The organism is Bacillus sp. AFS073361 (assembly GCF_002567005.1).
Lineage (GTDB): Bacteria > Bacillota > Bacilli > Bacillales > Cytobacillaceae > Neobacillus.
In genome coordinates, this window is sequence record NZ_NUZU01000003.1 from 58,607 (window position 1) to 75,922 (window position 17,316).

The 17,316-nt window shown below is 38.1% G+C and carries 16 protein-coding genes and 1 tRNA gene; 5 read left to right on the forward strand and 12 right to left on the reverse strand.

Annotated features, from left to right (window positions below):
* Positions 1 to 13: 13 nt before the first annotated feature.
* The 4 genes from COJ96_RS01685 to COJ96_RS01700 all read left to right on the forward strand — a co-directional run bounded on the left by COJ96_RS01685 (position 14) and on the right by COJ96_RS01700 (position 2,315).
* Positions 14 to 1,093, forward strand: coding sequence for a GerAB/ArcD/ProY family transporter (locus COJ96_RS01685; RefSeq protein ID WP_257148386.1), 1,080 nt, complete (start codon positions 14 to 16; stop codon positions 1,091 to 1,093).
* Positions 1,086 to 1,496, forward strand: coding sequence for a Ger(x)C family spore germination protein (locus COJ96_RS01690; RefSeq protein WP_098571272.1), 411 nt, complete (start codon positions 1,086 to 1,088; stop codon positions 1,494 to 1,496). The genes COJ96_RS01685 and COJ96_RS01690 overlap by 8 nt, the downstream gene beginning before the upstream one ends.
* The gene (locus tag COJ96_RS01695; RefSeq protein WP_098571273.1) at positions 1,468 to 2,178 is read left to right on the forward strand and encodes a Ger(x)C family spore germination protein; all 711 of its coding nucleotides are present in this window, start codon (positions 1,468 to 1,470) and stop codon (positions 2,176 to 2,178) included. The genes COJ96_RS01690 and COJ96_RS01695 overlap by 29 nt, the downstream gene beginning before the upstream one ends.
* 51 nt (positions 2,179 to 2,229) lie before the next feature.
* Positions 2,230 to 2,315: transfer RNA gene (locus tag COJ96_RS01700), tRNA-OTHER, on the forward strand.
* 60 nt (positions 2,316 to 2,375) lie between these two features.
* Here the strand turns inward: COJ96_RS01700 and COJ96_RS01705 are convergent.
* The 10 genes from COJ96_RS01705 to COJ96_RS01750 all read right to left on the reverse strand — a co-directional run bounded on the left by COJ96_RS01705 (position 2,376) and on the right by COJ96_RS01750 (position 15,042).
* Positions 2,376 to 3,749 (reverse strand): nucleoside recognition domain-containing protein, encoded by a 1,374-nt coding sequence (locus COJ96_RS01705; RefSeq protein WP_098571274.1) that lies wholly within the window; start codon positions 3,747 to 3,749, stop codon positions 2,376 to 2,378.
* Positions 3,724 to 4,443 (reverse strand): FeoB small GTPase domain-containing protein, encoded by a 720-nt coding sequence (locus COJ96_RS01710; protein WP_098571275.1) that lies wholly within the window; start codon positions 4,441 to 4,443, stop codon positions 3,724 to 3,726. The genes COJ96_RS01705 and COJ96_RS01710 overlap by 26 nt, the downstream gene beginning before the upstream one ends.
* Entirely contained in the window at positions 4,436 to 4,687 is a 252-nt protein-coding gene (locus COJ96_RS01715) for a FeoA family protein (RefSeq protein WP_098571276.1), read from the reverse strand. The genes COJ96_RS01710 and COJ96_RS01715 overlap by 8 nt, the downstream gene beginning before the upstream one ends.
* A 337-nt stretch (positions 4,688 to 5,024) precedes the next feature.
* Positions 5,025 to 7,307 (reverse strand): ATP-dependent DNA helicase, encoded by a 2,283-nt coding sequence (locus tag COJ96_RS01720; RefSeq protein WP_098571277.1) that lies wholly within the window; start codon positions 7,305 to 7,307, stop codon positions 5,025 to 5,027.
* A 150-nt stretch (positions 7,308 to 7,457) separates the two neighbouring features.
* Positions 7,458 to 8,699, reverse strand: coding sequence for a glutamate-5-semialdehyde dehydrogenase (locus COJ96_RS01725; RefSeq protein WP_098571278.1), 1,242 nt, complete (start codon positions 8,697 to 8,699; stop codon positions 7,458 to 7,460).
* A 6-nt stretch (positions 8,700 to 8,705) separates the two neighbouring features.
* Complete coding sequence (gene proB / locus COJ96_RS01730) at positions 8,706 to 9,818, reverse strand: glutamate 5-kinase (RefSeq protein WP_098571279.1); 1,113 nt, start codon at positions 9,816 to 9,818, stop codon at positions 8,706 to 8,708.
* 368 nt (positions 9,819 to 10,186) lie between these two features.
* Positions 10,187 to 10,795, reverse strand: coding sequence for an alpha/beta hydrolase (locus COJ96_RS01735; protein WP_098571280.1), 609 nt, complete (start codon positions 10,793 to 10,795; stop codon positions 10,187 to 10,189).
* A 203-nt stretch (positions 10,796 to 10,998) separates the two neighbouring features.
* The gene (locus tag COJ96_RS01740; RefSeq protein ID WP_098571281.1) at positions 10,999 to 11,847 is read right to left on the reverse strand and encodes a DUF3307 domain-containing protein; all 849 of its coding nucleotides are present in this window, start codon (positions 11,845 to 11,847) and stop codon (positions 10,999 to 11,001) included.
* 14 nt (positions 11,848 to 11,861) lie between these two features.
* Positions 11,862 to 12,671, reverse strand: coding sequence for a hypothetical protein (locus COJ96_RS01745; RefSeq protein ID WP_098571282.1), 810 nt, complete (start codon positions 12,669 to 12,671; stop codon positions 11,862 to 11,864).
* 124 nt (positions 12,672 to 12,795) lie between these two features.
* Complete coding sequence (locus tag COJ96_RS01750) at positions 12,796 to 15,042, reverse strand: DEAD/DEAH box helicase (protein ID WP_098571283.1); 2,247 nt, start codon at positions 15,040 to 15,042, stop codon at positions 12,796 to 12,798.
* Positions 15,043 to 15,140: 98 nt separating this feature from the next.
* On the opposite strand from COJ96_RS01750, the gene COJ96_RS01755 reads away from it, so the two are divergent.
* Positions 15,141 to 16,085: a hypothetical protein gene (locus COJ96_RS01755; protein ID WP_098571284.1), complete on the forward strand. Its 945-nt coding sequence runs from the start codon at positions 15,141 to 15,143 to the stop codon at positions 16,083 to 16,085.
* A gap of 69 nt (positions 16,086 to 16,154) precedes the next feature.
* On the opposite strand, the gene COJ96_RS01760 is transcribed toward COJ96_RS01755, so the two are convergent.
* Entirely contained in the window at positions 16,155 to 16,355 is a 201-nt protein-coding gene (locus COJ96_RS01760) for a helix-turn-helix domain-containing protein (RefSeq protein WP_180229945.1), read from the reverse strand.
* 176 nt (positions 16,356 to 16,531) lie between these two features.
* Positions 16,532 to 17,179 carry a deoxyribose-phosphate aldolase gene (gene deoC, locus COJ96_RS01765; protein ID WP_251459021.1) on the reverse strand — a complete coding sequence of 216 codons (648 nt, stop codon included), beginning with the start codon at positions 17,177 to 17,179 and terminating at the stop codon, positions 16,532 to 16,534.
* Positions 17,180 to 17,316: the final 137 nt, after the last annotated feature.

The window sequence follows — 17,316 nt, forward strand, 5'->3', positions numbered from 1 at the left end:
TATTCATTTGCAAGTGAATAAAAGGCATCAAGTTTCTCCCTATTTAGTTTACTTTATAGTTTACAATTCACAGGTTGGAGTTGGTATTTTAGGATTCCAAAGGACTATTGCTGCGAAAGCAGGTTATGATGCATGGATTGGTGTAATCGTGGCAGGGTGTTTCGTCCAAGTGTTCATATGGATTATGTATAAGCTGCTTGAAAAAGCGGATGGAGATATTGTTGATGTCCATTCAAAGGTGTTTGGGAACATTCTCGGAAGTGTTTTGAGCTTTATCATTATGATTTATTATTGGCTGGCAAGCGTCTCAGTCTTACTTGGATTTATTGAGATTATTCAAGTATGGATGTTCCCTACATTACCTACTTGGATTCTAGGTACATTAATACTTGGATTAGTATATTATTGCGTGTCTGGGGGTTTTCGGGTTGTTGTCGGTGTTTCATTTTTATCATTTATTTTTCCACAAATAATGCTTATCGTCCTTTATATTTTCCCTTTAAAGGAAGCACATTTTTCAAATTTACTGCCAATCATGAATCATTCTTATAATGACATGTTTGATGCGGTGAAAAATTCCATGTATACATTAGCTGGAACAGAAGCGCTACTCATGTATTATCCATTTATTAGAGATGCTAAATCTTCAAAAAAATTCGCACACTTAGCTGTCCTGTTTACTACCCTACTTTATACGGTTTCTGCGATTGTTTCATTTACGTTTTATAGTGAAATTCAGATAAAAGAAACAATTTGGCCAGAATTATCTTTAATAAAAATTATTCGTCTTTCTTATTTGGAGCGCTTTGAGTACCTATATATATCAATGTATCTCATCATTGTTTCGGCCTTACTTTCCCTTCTATTATGGTGTTCTACTAGAGGTCTAAAGAGAATTTTAAAAAAGAAACAAAAGAACTTTTTTATCATTTTAAGCCTACTTAGTGTGGTAATATCTCAATTAATAACCGAACAATTTAAAGTAACACTGGATAAATATGTAACTCAAATGAATTTATGGATCTTTTACGGCTACATCCCAATCCTCCTAATAATTTTCACAATACTAAGAAGGAGAAAACAAAATGGCTAATCGAACCTTAATAGGAATATGGGTTACTATTTTCTTATTATCCGGTTGTTCTCTGATACCGACCAATATCGTCAATCAAATAAATATGAACCAGGGTGCAGGATATGATTGGGCCGGAAAGAATACGATAAAAGGAACCATTACCTATCCAATTTATAAAAAGGATAAGCCCTCTACCACTAAAGTCAAAATATCCTTAGGTGAAACGAGTAAAGAAATTCGGAGCAACATAAATAATGAGTCACGGTATCCAATAGTCAGCGGTCAATTACTGGTTGTACTTTTTGGGGAATCACTAGCAAAAAAAGGGATAACTGATGTTGTTGATACCCTAAACCGTGACCCTTCCATAGGCAGTAGGCAGTATTATTCAAATGGCTGTTGTCGATGGAGATGCCAGTGAGCTACTTAAAATAGAGAAATTCAAAACAGAAAATGTTTCGTTGTTTGTACAAGAAATGCTGGATCAATCCATGAAATCAGATAATCTTCCTGAATCAAATTTACAAACATATTTATTTCAATTTACCCAAAATGGACAGGATCCCTACTTGCCATTAATCAAACAGATAGAAGATAATATTAAAATTATTGGCATTGCGATATTAAAAGATGATCGATATGTCTTCCCTATTTTTATGGAGGAAGCATTCACTTTTAAATGTTTAGTTGATAAATATAAGCAGGGCTTACAGCGTTTCACATTAGAAAATGGTGAAATGGTCGTTCTAGATAATCTTCGTTCAAAAGCACATTATGAAGTAAAAATTAAAAAAGGCAGACCGGAATTTACAATTAATCTTAAGATGAAGACAAGGCTTCAAGAATTCACATCTCCAAAGAAAAAAAGGGTAGCATTGGATAAAAAACATATCCAAAAGGAAATTGCCGGGCAATTAGAAAAAAACTCCTTAAAACTCATCAAAAAGTTTCAAAAACATGGCGTGGACCCTTTAGGTCTAGGTGCAAAATATAGAGAGCATGATCGCAGTTTTAATAAAAAAAAATGGAAGAGATTCTATCCAACAGCAAAAGTTCATGTACATGTAAATGTGAATATCAAACAAACTGGGACTGTAAATTAATTCTTAAAAATGAACCGGATATTTTTTTTGAAAATGGTCAAAATAAAATTAGGGCTTGTAGCTCAAGTGATAGAGCAACCTGTAGTCCTTCACGCTGACTACAGTGTGTTTTGTGGGTTCAAATCCCACCAAGCCCTTTCACTTAATAAATTTCAGCATAGCAAAGGGACTGACAAAAGTCAGTCCCTTTTTTAAGATTATAATAAGCCAAAAAATCTAACCGTTTGTGTAATAATCAGTGGAACAAGAATCGCAATAACCGTCGGAATTAAGAAGGCCAAGAAGGTCCATTTCTTACTCTTTGTTTCTTTGAATATATTCAGCAAGGTAGTGCCGCACGGGTAATGAAGGAGTGAAAATAACATCATATTAAGTGCAGTAAGCCATGTCCAGCCATGGTCTAAAAAGATTTTCTTCAAATCTACTAAGTTATCGACTTCTGTCAATGAACCCGTTGATAAATAACCCATCAAAAGAATTGGAAGAACAATTTCGTTTGCTGGTAACCCTAAAATAAATGCCAACATGATGTAACCGTCAAGACCTAGCATTTTACCAAATGGGTCCAAGAATTCAACCATATACATCAAAATACTTGTATCACCAATATAAATATTTGCAATTACCCAAGTTAAGATAGCTGCAGGTGCAGCAACTTTAACGGCGCGAACTAATACAGACCAAGACTTGGTTAAAGATGACCGAATCACGGTATCAAATATCTTCGGTTTACGGTAAGGCGGTAATTCTAATGTGTAATGAGTTGGTACTCCTTTTAGGGCCGTTTTCGACAGAACCCATGAAACAAAAAAGGTTACCACTATACCAAATAAAACAATACCTACAACGACACCTGTAGTAACTAGTGATGCTGCCCCACCTGTAAAATTGGCAGCCATGAATAACGATGCTAAAACAATTAAAGTTCCCCATCGGCCATTACATGGAACAAAGTTGTTTGTCAGGATGGCCAGCATCCGCTCTCTTGGTGATTCAATAATTCTTGTTGAAATAACCGCTGCCGCATTACAGCCAAATCCCATCGCCATTGTTAATGATTGCTTCCCATGGGCACCTACCCTTTTAAAGAGACGATCCATGTTAAAGGCTACCCTTGGAAGATAACCATAATTTTCTAATAATGCAAATGTTGGAAAAAAGATCGCCATCGGCGGGAGCATAACACTAATCACCCATGTCGTTCCTCGGTATAAACCGAGAACAAGGACTCCGTGCAGCCAATCTGGTGCATGCAAGAAGGTAAAAAATGATGTTATATACCCCTCTAAGAATCCAAAAAACTCAGCTAACATGGAGGATGGGATATTTGCTCCAGCAATTGTTAAATAAAATAGAACTCCTAACATAGCAATCATGATGGGAAAACCAAAAATTGGTGAAGTTAAAACCGCATCCAGTTTTTCGGTTCGAGTATCCCTTTTTGATTTGGTATAGGTGATTCCTTCGCCACACAATTTATGACTGCGATCGTAAAGGTTTTGAACAATGTCATCTCTCAGCTTTGGTGTCGACAGCTCCTGAGCTTCAGCATAAAGCTTTTGAATACTCATTCTCTAAACCACCTCCTGCAACCAATCGGTTACTAATTTCATTCAGTAAAGATTCATCTCCATCTAGCAATCTCAAAGAAACCCAACGAGAGGATAATTGATCTCCAACAAATTCACGTACCTTAGGTTCAATTATTTTAATCTTAGCTTCGATCTCCGCAGGATAGGACACCTGAACCGGGTTGCATTCAATCACCCCAGTCACAATCCGATCAATGGTATCTAAAAGCATAGGAAATCCCTTTTTGTTCCTTGCAGAAATCTTGATGACGGGAACCCCCAACCGATTGGTCAACAATCGCTCATTTATCTGAATTCCTTGTTCTTCCGCAACATCAATTAAATTGATGCAAATGACAACATTTGTTGTCATCTCTAATACCTGCAACGCTAGATTCAAGTTCCGCTCTAATGAAGTCGCATCTAGTACCACAACCGTCACATCTGGTTTTTCAAAAACGATATAATTTCGCGCTACCTCTTCATCCGTTGAATTCGAAAAAAGTGAATAGGTGCCAGGAAGGTCAATAAGATTGAACGTTTTATCTTTATGCTGAACAGTCCCTTGCGCAAGTGAAACGGTTTTTCCTGCCCAATTTCCTGTATGCTGTCTGAGGCCGGTTAAGGCATTGAACAAGGTACTTTTCCCCGTATTCGGATTTCCAGCTAAGGCAATTCGATATTCATTACCCATTAGATACCAGCTCCCCCTCTATTCTTGAACTTTCCTCTCTTCGTAATGCGATGGTTGTTTGGCTGACACGAAAAGCAATTGGATCTCCCAACGGACTTTTTCGGATCACCTCTACAAGCGCTCCATTCACAAATCCTAAATCTAATAATCTTCTTCTCATGACACCCTCTAGATTTATATCAGTTATTTTTATTAAATTTCCTTTTTGACCATTCACAAGTTTGATAATTTTAGGGTTATCCATCTCTCTTTCCCCACCTTCAAAGTTTTTACCTTGTGCAACTTTTCTTTAATTATATGTAAAAATTCTAAAAATGTCTCCTATTTTGTAAAAATAATTATTATTTGTGTGTGGACCCTTATCTAAAAAAAGGAAAAAAAGCCATTTTTATTCATAGGAGTACTCTATATCACTGAATTTTTAACAGGTTATGGTAATCTGAAGTTATTTTTTAAATATTCTTTTAAAAATGTTGATGGGGTGATTAAATTTTTTGTTTTCGGGAACGTTTTTTATTTAAGAACTACAAACAAAACCCCTTATGGTAAAGACTCCATTAGGGGCTTATTTTTGAGAGTGCTTATAAGGAACCAACCGTAAACCTCTGCCATTCTGGCGGCAGGAGTTGTTGATATCTACGTTGTAAGAATCGATCATCAATCAACACGATGGTTCCATGGTCCTCTTCTGAACGAATTAACCTTCCTCCAGCCTGCAGTACCTTGTTCATGCCAGGATACACATAGGCATAGTCATAACCATTTTTGTTTTGTTGATTAAAATGATCTTTAATGAGATTCCGTTCAAAACACAACTGTGGCAAACCTACTCCGATCACAACTACCCCGTTTAAGCGATCACCAATTAAATCAACACCCTCCGAAAAAATTCCTCCAAGGACCGCAAATCCCAGTAATGTTTCCGTTTGATTCGGTTTAAAGGCATCCAAAAAGGCTTCTCTTTCCGTTTCAGTCATCCCAGCTGCTTGAATAATCGTTTTCGTTACTTCATCCTGCTGCTTGAATTGCTCATAAACAGCTAATAAATACTGATAGGATGGGAAAAAGATAAAATAATTCCCAGGCCGCTTTTTTATCAATGATTGAATACCTGCTGCGATCGATTCCTTCGTCTGCTCTCGATCACGGAAACGAGTGGACAATGGATGAATATAAACATCGACCTGATCACTTGAAAATGGTGAAGGAATGGATAGCGCATAATCATCCTTCTGCCCGCCGAGCAGATCTTGATAAAAGTTAATAGGCGAAAGTGTTGCTGAAAAGAATATCTTCGATCGATATCCCTTTCCCATTTGATGAAGAAGCTTAGAAGGATCCATGCAAAAAAGCTTTACAATGAGATCATTTTTCACTTTTTCTACGTAAATGACATAATGTTCATCCAAAAATTCTTTGATTTTCAAAAAATTATTGACGATAAAGTACTCTTCCAAAAGAGTTGGTGAAGCTTCTATAGGAAGTGCTTGTTCGCTAATTTCTACAAATTGAACCAGGGAATCAATCAATTCGCCATCCAGATGTTCAAGCGTGAACTCTTGCTTATCTGGATTTTCTTTTTTTAAAGATAGAAACCAGGCATTAAGCTTACTGGCTGCGTCAAACAGGGATTTATTAACACCTTTAAATTCCTTTTTCAATTGTAGAAATACATCTTTGTTTAGGGAGGATGAAAACATCTCCCGGCCGCGGTCGACAAGATTGTGGGCCTCGTCAACCAATAGGGCAGTAGACTTCTTTTGCTCTTCCAACAACCGTTTTAAGGAGACACGCGGGTCAAATACATAATTGTAATCGCAGATGATGCTATCGACGGCATAGGCAAGGTCAATCGAAAATTCAAAGGGGCAGACTGTGTGTTTCTTGGCGTAAATTTCGATTACTTCTCGATTCATGCTAGTTTCATTAGACAAGATATCAAGTATCGCATCATTGATTCGATCATAATAACCATTAGCGAATTCACAATAATCCTTTTGACAATTGGTTTCTTCCTTAAAACAAACTTTATCTTTCGCTGTTATCGTAACGGTGCTCAAACAAAGACCACAAGAGCGCATTTTCTTAAAAGCATCTTCTGCTGCTGTACGGGTAATCGTTTTAGCCGTAAGATAGAAAACTTTGTCCAAATGCCCTTCTCCGATGGCTTTTACAGATGGAAAAAGTGTTGAGATTGTTTTTCCTATGCCGGTTGGCGCTTTGGCAAACAGATTTTTCTTATCGAAAATCGACTTATAGATCACCCCAGCTAATTTCCGTTGCCCCTCGCGGTAGGTTTCAAATGGGAAGGTAAGCTCTTTACAGCTCGCATTTCGCTTTTTTCGATGACTAGAGAGAAGGTTTGCATAAGGGGAATAGTCCTCCATTACATTTTCTAGAAAGACTTCAAGTTCTGTGATGTTGTATCTTTCTTTGAAAAATATCTTCTCAAGTGTATCTACGTGGACATAGGTAAGCTGAACCGTGATTTTCTGTAAATCATTGTCCCTCGCATACATTAAGGCATACAGTTTCGCTTGTGCCCAGTGCACGGGATAGCCTTCTTGCTGGATCTGCTCCGAAGCATGCGAAAAAGATTTGATTTCATCGATAATCACCTCTTCATCACGAAACAATAACCCATCACACCTGCCATCTATAGTGAAAGAAAGTTCTCCTGCCTTGACCTCTGTACGGAGGTATACTTCTTTCTGATCGGATTCGCCATACGTTTTCTGGATCATTTGATGAATTCTTGTTCCATCTAACATTGTTGATGGTGATCGAAAACGCGAATCGATACTTCCGCTCCTAAAAACATGTTCAACGAGAGTTCTTACTGATATAGAAATAGTATCTGACACTAAAACCACCATCTTACTATAAATAATTATGGGAATATATGTTTGCTTTTATTATATCAGTTTTTCCTCTTCTTTGGATAGTTTCCAACCCATCAATAAAAAAACAGGTAAGGACCAACCAACATCCTTACCTGTTTTTTTGGTGAATCACTATGACCGAATTTGTCCAGTTCCACGGACAATCGCTTTCGTTGTTGTTAACGCTCGGAGGCCCATTGGTCCGCGGGCATGAAGCTTTTGTGTACTAATTCCAATTTCTGCGCCATAACCAAACTGCTCGCCATCGGTAAATCGGGTGGAAGCATTATGATAGAGGACCGCTGCATCCACTGCCTGGAAGAACAAACGAACATGGTCAAGATTTTCACTGATGATGGCCTCGGAATGTTTCGTTCCATACTGATCAATATGATCAACCGCTGCCTTTACATCAGTAACCAATTTTACCGCCAAAACTGGTGCTAAAAATTCATTTTTCCAATCCTCTTCCGTGGCCTGCTTTACAAAGGGATAGGCAGCTGTTAAAACTTCATCTCCACGCAGTTCCACTCCCCGGTCATGAAGCGAATATAATAATTTTTCTGCATATGGCCATTTTTCGTGAATTAGCACGGTTTCCGCTGCATTACAAACGGATGGCCGATGTAATTTTGCATTGATCGCAATATCGATAGCCATGTTTTCTTTAGCAGTTTCATCAATGAAAACATGACAATTGCCTACGCCTGTCTCTAAAACTGGAACTGTTGCATTTTGAACAACTGATTGAATTAACCCTGCTCCGCCGCGAGGAATAAGCACATCGAGGTATTCATTCAATTTAAACATTTCAGCGGCTGTTTCACGGCTCGTGTCCTCTAAAAGTTGAACGGCATCTGCTGGAATAGCCGTTTCAGTGAGTGCCTTCTGCATGACATGAACAAGCGCTTTATTGGAATGGATCGCCGAGGTGCTCCCTCTTAAAAGAACAGCGTTACCAGCTTTTAAGCACAGACTCCCTGCATCAACCGTAACATTAGGACGCGCTTCATAGACCATTCCAATGACCCCAAGCGGAACTCGAATCGTTTCGATTTGTAACCCATTCGGACGGTTCCATGCTTCAATTGATTCGCCAATTGGATCCTTTAAATCTACCAACTGTCTTACTCCATCGACAATCTGTTCAATTCTTTCATTTGTTAAAAGAAGGCGATCCAAAAGCGAATCGGAAAATCCATTTTCTTTTCCTGCTTCTATATCTTTTGCGTTTTCGGCGATTAACCATTCTTTCTCCGTCAATAAATGGTCCGCCATTGTTAACAACGCTGTATTTTTGTCTTCAGTTGACAGCATTCCCAATTGTTTAGATGCCCTTTTCAATTTGCTGGCCTTTTCTAATAATTCACTCATTTATTTTCACTCCTTTGGCATTGTGACCCAATTATCCCGATGAATCACTTCTGCTTTTTTATTAATCGAATAATCTTTTGATTGTTCACTCGGCAAGCCTTTTACTTTTAGTAGATTCTTAGAAGAATAGTAGCTTTGTCCTTTCCCAACAATTCTCCCTTTTTGATTGCGGACCACGACAACATCTAAGGCATTAAACTCTCCAATTACATTGGTCACTCCCACTGGCAGTAGACTTTTACCTTGAAACAATACTGCATTCACTGCCCCATCATCAATTTCGATTACACCACCAACCTGTGAGTGGTAGGCGATCCATTGCTTCCTCATTTGCATTTGTGTTTGGAAGGGCCCTCCAATATAAGTCCCATCCCCTTTACCAGCTAATATATCCACCAATTTTTCCTTTCCCTTACCTGTGCCGACAAAAACACTGACACCGAGGGAAAGAGCTTTTTTTGAAGCTAGTAATTTTGACTTCATTCCGCCTGTTCCTACCGAAGAACCAGCCTCGCCTGCAACTCCTAGGAGGGTTTCAGATATCTCGGGAATAAAATGATATTTTTTAGCTTCTTTAGACGTTTTGGGATTGCCATCATATAAACCATTCACATCCGTTAAGATCATCAGTGCATTGGCATGTAAGAAGCCACTCACAAGAGCAGACAACATATCATTATCACCGAAAGTCAATTCATCAATTGCCACCGAATCATTTTCATTTATTATCGGTAATACACCCTTTTGAAGCAACTTCTGAATCGTATTAAAGAGGTTATGAAACCGGACCTGGCTATAGAAGTCTTCTCGCGTTAATAAGATTTGGGCAGGTACAATATTAAACTCATTAAACAACTGAATATACTGTTGCATCAGTAGCCCTTGACCAACAGCAGCCGCTGCCTGTTTCCCCGATACCGTTTTGGGACGTGTCGGATAACCAAGTGAGCCAAAACCTGCGGCAACAGCTCCGGATGAAATAAGTAAAACATCATGCCCTTGTTCTTTCAAGAAAGCAAGTGCCTCCACATGGTCATGTATTTTTTCTTCAGAAATTGTCCCTGAGGCATTCGTGAGTGAACTGCTCCCAATTTTTACAACCACCAACTGTTTTTTCATTTCCCTCTAACCCTTCTTTTAAAATAAAAAAAACGACTCTTCTGTCCTTATAAAAAGGACGGAAAGTCGTTTCCGCGGTACCACCTTTATTGATGCCATGCACCCACTTTGGACCCGTAACGAGGGTGACGGCTTATGTTTGCATAAGCAGTGTGTGTGTGGGCAGGTTCAACCTTTTTCCGTGAGAAACCTTTCAGCCGGCGGGTTTCACTCTCTAGCACGTTCCCAAGATTTACTAATCCCAAACTATTTTTCGATTTATAATTTCTTTGATTATCCTTAGAAAATGATAAAAAGTCAATAGAATAGTTTAAATTTTTAAAATAAAAAGCTAACCGAAAGTTTTCCGGATAGCTTAAATGTCAGTCTTATTTATTGATTTGTTTATACCACGTAGTTGCGGCCTCGACTTCGCTGTAGCTTAATTGGTGTCCATTATGCTCCCAGTGAAGATGGACTTTGGCATTTGCATTTTCCAACATCTTTTCTAGGTCACCTGATTCCAGAGGCGAACAAATCGGATCATTAGTTCCTGCGCCAATAAAGACATTTACCTCTGATAAATCAGGCAATTCAATCCCTCTTAATGGCACCATTGGATGATGGAGAATGGCTCCTTTTAAGGCATCTTTGTAATGGAACAACAAACTTGCAGCGATATTCGCACCATTGGAATATCCAATTGCGATGATATTCTTACGATCAAATTCATAAGTTTGTGAGGCTTCGTCTAGGAATTCATACAATTCTTTTGTACGAAGAATAAGATCCTCCTCATCAAAAATCCCTTCAGCTAATCTGCGAAAAAAACGCGGCATCCCATTTTCAAGGACATTTCCGCGAACGCTTAAAAAAGAAGCATCTTCATCAATTTTCCCTGCAAGTGGAATCAAATCTAACTCTGTTCCTCCGGTTCCATGCAGTAATAAAAATGTTGGCTTCGTGGCGTCTTTCCCTTTTTGAAAAATATGTTTCATCGTATCGGTCCCCTTTCTTAGGTAAAAGTTCCTTACATTATTGTTAGAAACTTGGTCATTCCCTAATCGTAAAAGTTTCTTTAATCTCTTTATTTCAATTATCTCGAATATGAGATAATATTAATACTAAATGAATACCTCGTCAACTTTTTTGATTAATTGTAAAAAAAAGCACCCACTGGATGCTTTTCTTTTGATAACACCTATGTTAGGACGCTTTTCAACAAAATCCCAAAAGTAATTCCAAGAAACATCGAAGTTAGTGTTCCCAATAAAAAATACTCTGCCCAGTCCCGATCATCCATTTGTTTAAAGCGAGCAATCGATTTGGCAGCCACAATAAATCCAATCGCTGGGTAAGCGCTATAAAATGTTAACAATAAGACTAGTAATCTCTCAATATAGCCGATTAATTTCCCTCGTGAAAGATCATGCTTACTGAAAACTGTATAATTGTATTCTTCTGTTAATCCTTTTTTACCCCTCCGGCTAAACTCAGCTTCATTTCGTTCATTTTTAAATGAATATTTCCCCTCAAAGGTCAATAATTGATTGGGCAGGGAACCGAGGAGGATCTTGATCATATGTCCGCTTACAGTTGTTGTTAGAATAACAATAATAATAAAAAACAGAACAGACTCTATGAAGCTTAATCCGCCTTTCTGTTGAACAAACCCTTCAATGTTAAACCGAAAGCAGAACACACATACGAAAAGAATCACCCCTAAATGCAGAACCTGATCTAAAACAAAGTAACCGAGCCGCTTCATGTTATCTTCGTTCGTCATTTTCAATTTATCCATCAACATAATCTTGAACCAATCCACAAAGAGATGTGATGCTACAATACCAATTAAAGGGATGAACAAGGATTTAAGGATATTCTCAAAATTAAAGTAGAAAATCCAGAATCCAACTAATACAATGCCCGTAGTTAAAAGATGATGGCTGACATGTTTCCATAAATTACTTCGTTTATCAATCACCATGTCATCTGTTTGTAAATAAAAATCAGCAAGAAAGTGGGCAAGAACTAGACTTAAAAACAACATGGTTTCTCCTCTCTCTAAAGGCTGGGACTTAAGAATGAATGAATGTGTATAGGTTCCTGCAAGTGAGTCCGGATTCTGGTGGTAAGGTTTTCATTTGTTGTTTGTGGATGAATCGCACTGTCAGGATACGCTTTTTCTTGTAATGAATGCAGTATACTAATAATCTTTGAAAAAGTATTTAGGATCTCCTCACTATTTCCCTTTTTAAAATGACTTGATATCGTGGGAGCGGTTTTGCGAAGAATCTTAGCAATCTCCTTTTGCTGTTTTAAAACAAGGAAGAGTGTGCATACCATTTTCTGGATATCCGTTTGACTTTGTATCAACTTCAACTGTAAATATAATAAAGCATTAATAAGTGTTTCAAATTCATTCCTGAACTTATGGTAAGGGAACGACTCCTTTGATTCATTAGGATAGAATTGATCTAATTCGAACTTAAAAAGCATTCTGTTTTTTTCTTGTTTTATTAAATCATTTGCATATCTTGCTTGTTTAACCAATGGATGGATCCATTTTTCAATATCCAGTTCTTTTACTTCCTTGTCAATATCTCCAAAGGCCAAGCCGAAATAAGGCATATGTTCCTTGTATTTCCACACCCTGCTTACAAAAAAGGCAATCGTATACGCAGTTGAATATCCAGGACCAACAAAAATAATTTCATCTCCGGCACGATGCTTGATTTGGATCGGCCCAAGATCCTTTGTCCAATACGTGATCCAGTCCACCACTTCATCCAAATAAACAGTAAGTTCCTCCCCCCTATTTGGGGTGGAAGAATTACTTACATCCAAAATAAAAATCGATATCGGAACATTCATTTATTATCCCCTTCAGTTCCTAGTTAGATTATATAATCTAATTTTAATTAAGTTAGATTATATTGTCAAAGAAAAACCAAATTAGCTCAATTCGTGGAACTACTTCTTGTGAACTATAAGTAAACTATTCCTCCCGCTTCTGAAACTGTCCTATTAAATACTCACACATTCTCTCCGAATGGAGTCTTACTGCTATATAAGGTGGACGGACTCCTTTTGCCGCTTCTAATGGCAAACCAAGCCATAAAACCTGCTCATCAATCAAGATAAATGGAAACGGAAAGCTGTTGCTCCATATCTGATTGGGCTGTAGTTCTTCCCATGATTCTTCCGCCAAAACGGTCAATTTCACGGACTGGCTTCTTTTTTGGAGTTGTTCCTTCCACTGTTCAGAAAGATCCGTTTGCGGCGGCAAACAAAGAATAATTGATCGTTTTGCTGACCCAAGGTCTAGGAATACTTTCTCTAACTTACGTGCATGCATCCATTGCAGCCTAGGATGCTGATTCTTGATCCATTTTCCAATATCCTTCGTCCCGATTGTTTGCTGCATACGACCTTGATGTTCCACAAGCTGCCTTAGTGTTTTACCATTATACACATGTTTTCGAATAAATGATTGATCGCTGACATGTATGAACTTTCCCTTTGTTCTGGTGATGGCCACATTAATCAAACGTTCACTATCCTTACCAGTGAGAAGCATCCCTGCTCGTGTTTGCGGTTCACTGTCCACCGTGTCAAAAATCATGACATCACGTTCACTGCCTTGAAATCTGTGCACGGTCGCAGAAATAATGTCAGCGGTTGAACATTCCTTTTCATATAAGTCAGCAAGCAGTAACTCCATTAAATTAGCTTGCGCGCGGTATGGGGTCACATAACCAATTGAACGAGCCCCAGCCACATAGGACTCATGTATTAACTGAAAGGACAATAATACATGCCATATATTCATGCGTGAATTCGATGCTTTTTCTGTCATGCCATACACCCCTGAGTGACTTGTATCAAGAAGAACAGATGCCATTCCTTGAAAGGGTGAAAGATCTACGATTGGTTTTCTATTTTTTAGAACACTTTCATGATCGCCGACAAGCGAGTGGTAAATATACTGATTCGTGAAGGAGGAGATATCCGGATGCATCCTCCGTTGCTCTTTTAATAAAAAAAGGTGGGGATGCAGCATTCCATCGCGAACCCAGTCAACCACACCAGCGCGATGGAAGATATCTTCTTTTAACCACAAGGTGACTAATGGATCCCGAGAGGAGGCAATTGGTGGTAACTGTTTAAAATCACCACAAATGATCACTCGCTTTCCAAGAGTCGCAGCAAAAGCTGCTTGAGGGACATAAGCCATGCTGGCTTCATCCAGGATGACAAGGTCGAATTCTTTTTCATAAATTGCTGCATCACCCGCCGCTTTGGCAAGTGTTGACCCCACGATGTACGCATCCTTAATAAATTCAAGCTCTTTTTGGCGGATTTTTTCAAGAACTCTGGCAATTTTAGTTTCTAGTTCAAGCAAATGATTCGTGTCTCTTTTACTAAAAGAATGAGCGATATCTTGCTTTAAATTCCGTCTTTCCGCTAGTAACAGTTCCTTCTCCACTGCTAGCTGAGGATCTTCCTTCTGAAGGAGTTGACTAGTGGTCACTGCTTCATAATCGGCAAATTGTTCGCCTGTATTGAACCCATAGCGGAGCACATCCCCCTCACGAAAACGGCCTTTCTTTTGAATAAAGGCTGATATCTCATGAATGAGGACATCAACCGCTTGATTACTATGTGATAAAATTAACACTTTCTTTTCCTGGAAATACTTATTTGCGGCTACTCGGGCCAATGTATAGGTTTTCCCTGTTCCAGGAGGACCCCAAACGAATGTAACGGGGTTGTATTTGGAACGTAAAACGAGTTCATGAATATTGCTTTTACTTTTTTCAATTGGATGCTTAGCAGGCATAGAGGGGTCCATCAATCTTTTTACTCGGATTCGTTTTTGCTTATTTTTTTTCATTTCATCCAGACGTTCAATGAGCTGTTCAAGTAATTCCCATGGATCATGAAAAAGCTGTGCTTCGTGAATTAAATCTCCAAATGATTGTTCCATGGCAAGCATAACTCCCTTCCCTTCAGAAGAAAGTACTCGACCGCTCTGTTTCATACTCCCCCACTCAAGTCGAACCTGAGAACCGATAGGTATACGAATCGAAAAAGCGGTATCGAAGTAGTATGTATAAGAACCCTCCGTGGATAACAGCCTTCCATTTGTAACAAGAAACTTATTGCTGCCATATTTTTTTAAATGGAGGATTTCATTCTGTAACGCTTTTTGCCATTCTTTAATAAAATTTATAACCTTCATTAGAATAATCCCTTCTAGATGCATATCCTTAATAAAAAAGGAAAATTTGTGCTGATTCCAAATATTATACATTAAATAGAGATGGAGGGATATTTCTAATGAGTAATTTAGATTTCTTAGAAATAAGCCGGAATTTTAAGAGTTATTATCAAGCCTTACGGGATGCCCATTATTATTTAAGAAATGATCCTGATTTAAGCCAGGAAGAATTACACGCAGTTACAAAGGTATTGAGTAAATTAATTTATGGATTTATTCGGATTAAAGGGGTTTCTTTTCGAGAAATGGACCGCGAGCAATTCAAACAAGAATTTAATCTGTTTCATCAGGATTTTCTAAATGTCATTAAAAACAGCGGAGAAAATAATGTAGAATTCGAGCAATTCGCTGCTCTAATGGATGAAGTTATTGGGATTGCTGTAAAGAGAACCATTGCTCTTGGAAAAATAGAGAAAGTAAAACAACAAGCTTTATTTGAAAACGTTGAAATTGAAGAATTACCCGATGAGATAGAATTAGATGAAATAACGGATGAGCATGAATTGGAATTAAGTAGTGAAGTTGAAAATCATGATGCCGTTGAAGACATACTTGACGATACGATTGAAGAAATTGAAGAAATAGAAGAAATTGAAGAGATGGAAGAAATTGAAGTAATTAATGAAACAGAAGAGACAGTAGCTGAAGTTAAACCAAGAAATACTACTTTGAGAACTTTTAGTACTGATTTCGGGGCTCTAAAAAATGAATTTCAAGATGAAACTATTAATGATGAAGGTAGAACGTTTAGTACTGATGTTGAAACTCTAAATAATGAAGTTGAAGTTGTCTTATTTGAAATTGTAAATGATGAAGAAGATCAACCAGAACCAATTAATGAAGTGATAGGTTCAGAAGCGGTAATTGAGGCAGAGGCAGCCACTGAGACCCCTAAAAAAGTGAAATATAAATATATTGATGCTGCTCCAGTTGTGAATTATTATCAGGAAAATGAAAGTAGTGACAATTTCCGATTTAGACCTCGGAGGAGAAGAAATAGATAACACCCAAAAAAAGACCAATTTGGTCTTTTTTTATTAAAAAAAATCGCCAAAAGGCGATTTTGAATAGTATTAGATTGAAACGTCACCAATGGAGAAGGAGCAATTCAAAACATCAGAAATCTTCGCTAATGTGGAAACCTGAACATCGACTTCGCCTTCTTCTATCGCAGCAATCGTTCCGGCAGATAATCCTGAAAGCAAAGCTAATTTTTCTATCTCAATTTCACGATTTAATCTCATTTTCTTAAGTTGATGTCCAATATGGTTCATAGTAAGCCTCCTCATTATGTAAGCGATTTCATTTTGCTGATTTTATTATATTAAACTACTTAAATATTTTCAACACTTTTAATAGTAGAAGAAGAAAGAAATCTGAGTATTCCAAGTAACAATAATAGCAACTTAAAATACTCAAATTTCAACATAGCCACTGGAATAATAGCCTATTAATAACCGGTACCTTGACCGCCTGTAATAATCGCAATACTGGAACTTGCACCAATTCTTGTTGCGCCGGCTTGGATTAGCTTTCTTGCAGTATCTAAATCTCTCACACAGGCCGAAGCTTTAACACCCATTTCTGGACCGACCGCTTCACGCATAAGTTTAATGTCTTCAGCAGTAGCACAACCAGGGCCAAATCCAGTCGACGTTTTCACAAAAGCAGCTCCAGCCATTTTTGCGAGAATACAAGCTTTTTTCTTTTCTTCGATTTCAAGAAGGCCTGTTTCAATAATGACTTTTACTGGTGCATGACCATTCGCCGCTAATACAACACCTTCAATGTCTTTTTTCACTGTCTCAAAGTCCCCAGATTTTAGAGCACCAATATTTATAACCATGTCAATTTCAGTAGCGCCATTTGCAATCGCGTCACGCGTTTCTGCACACTTAACAAAAGTGCTCGTTGCTCCAAGTGGAAAACCAACAACGGTGGTTATTCCTACACCAGAACCTTTTAATTCGTGGGCTGCGGTTGCCACCCAGTAAGGATTCACACAAACAGTGGCAAATTTATGTTCTTTAGCTTCTTCACAAAGCTTCACAATTTGGTCTTTGGATGCTTCCGGCTTTAAAAGTGTGTGGTCAATCATCCGAGCCACAGATGGCCCAGTAATAATCGATGATGCTGTTCCTTCTTTATATGTCACATTTCCAGAAGTTGAAGGCTTCACTTCCTTCAACGCTTCTTTATTCGTTAATTGCTGCATAATTTGATTCGTAATTTGTT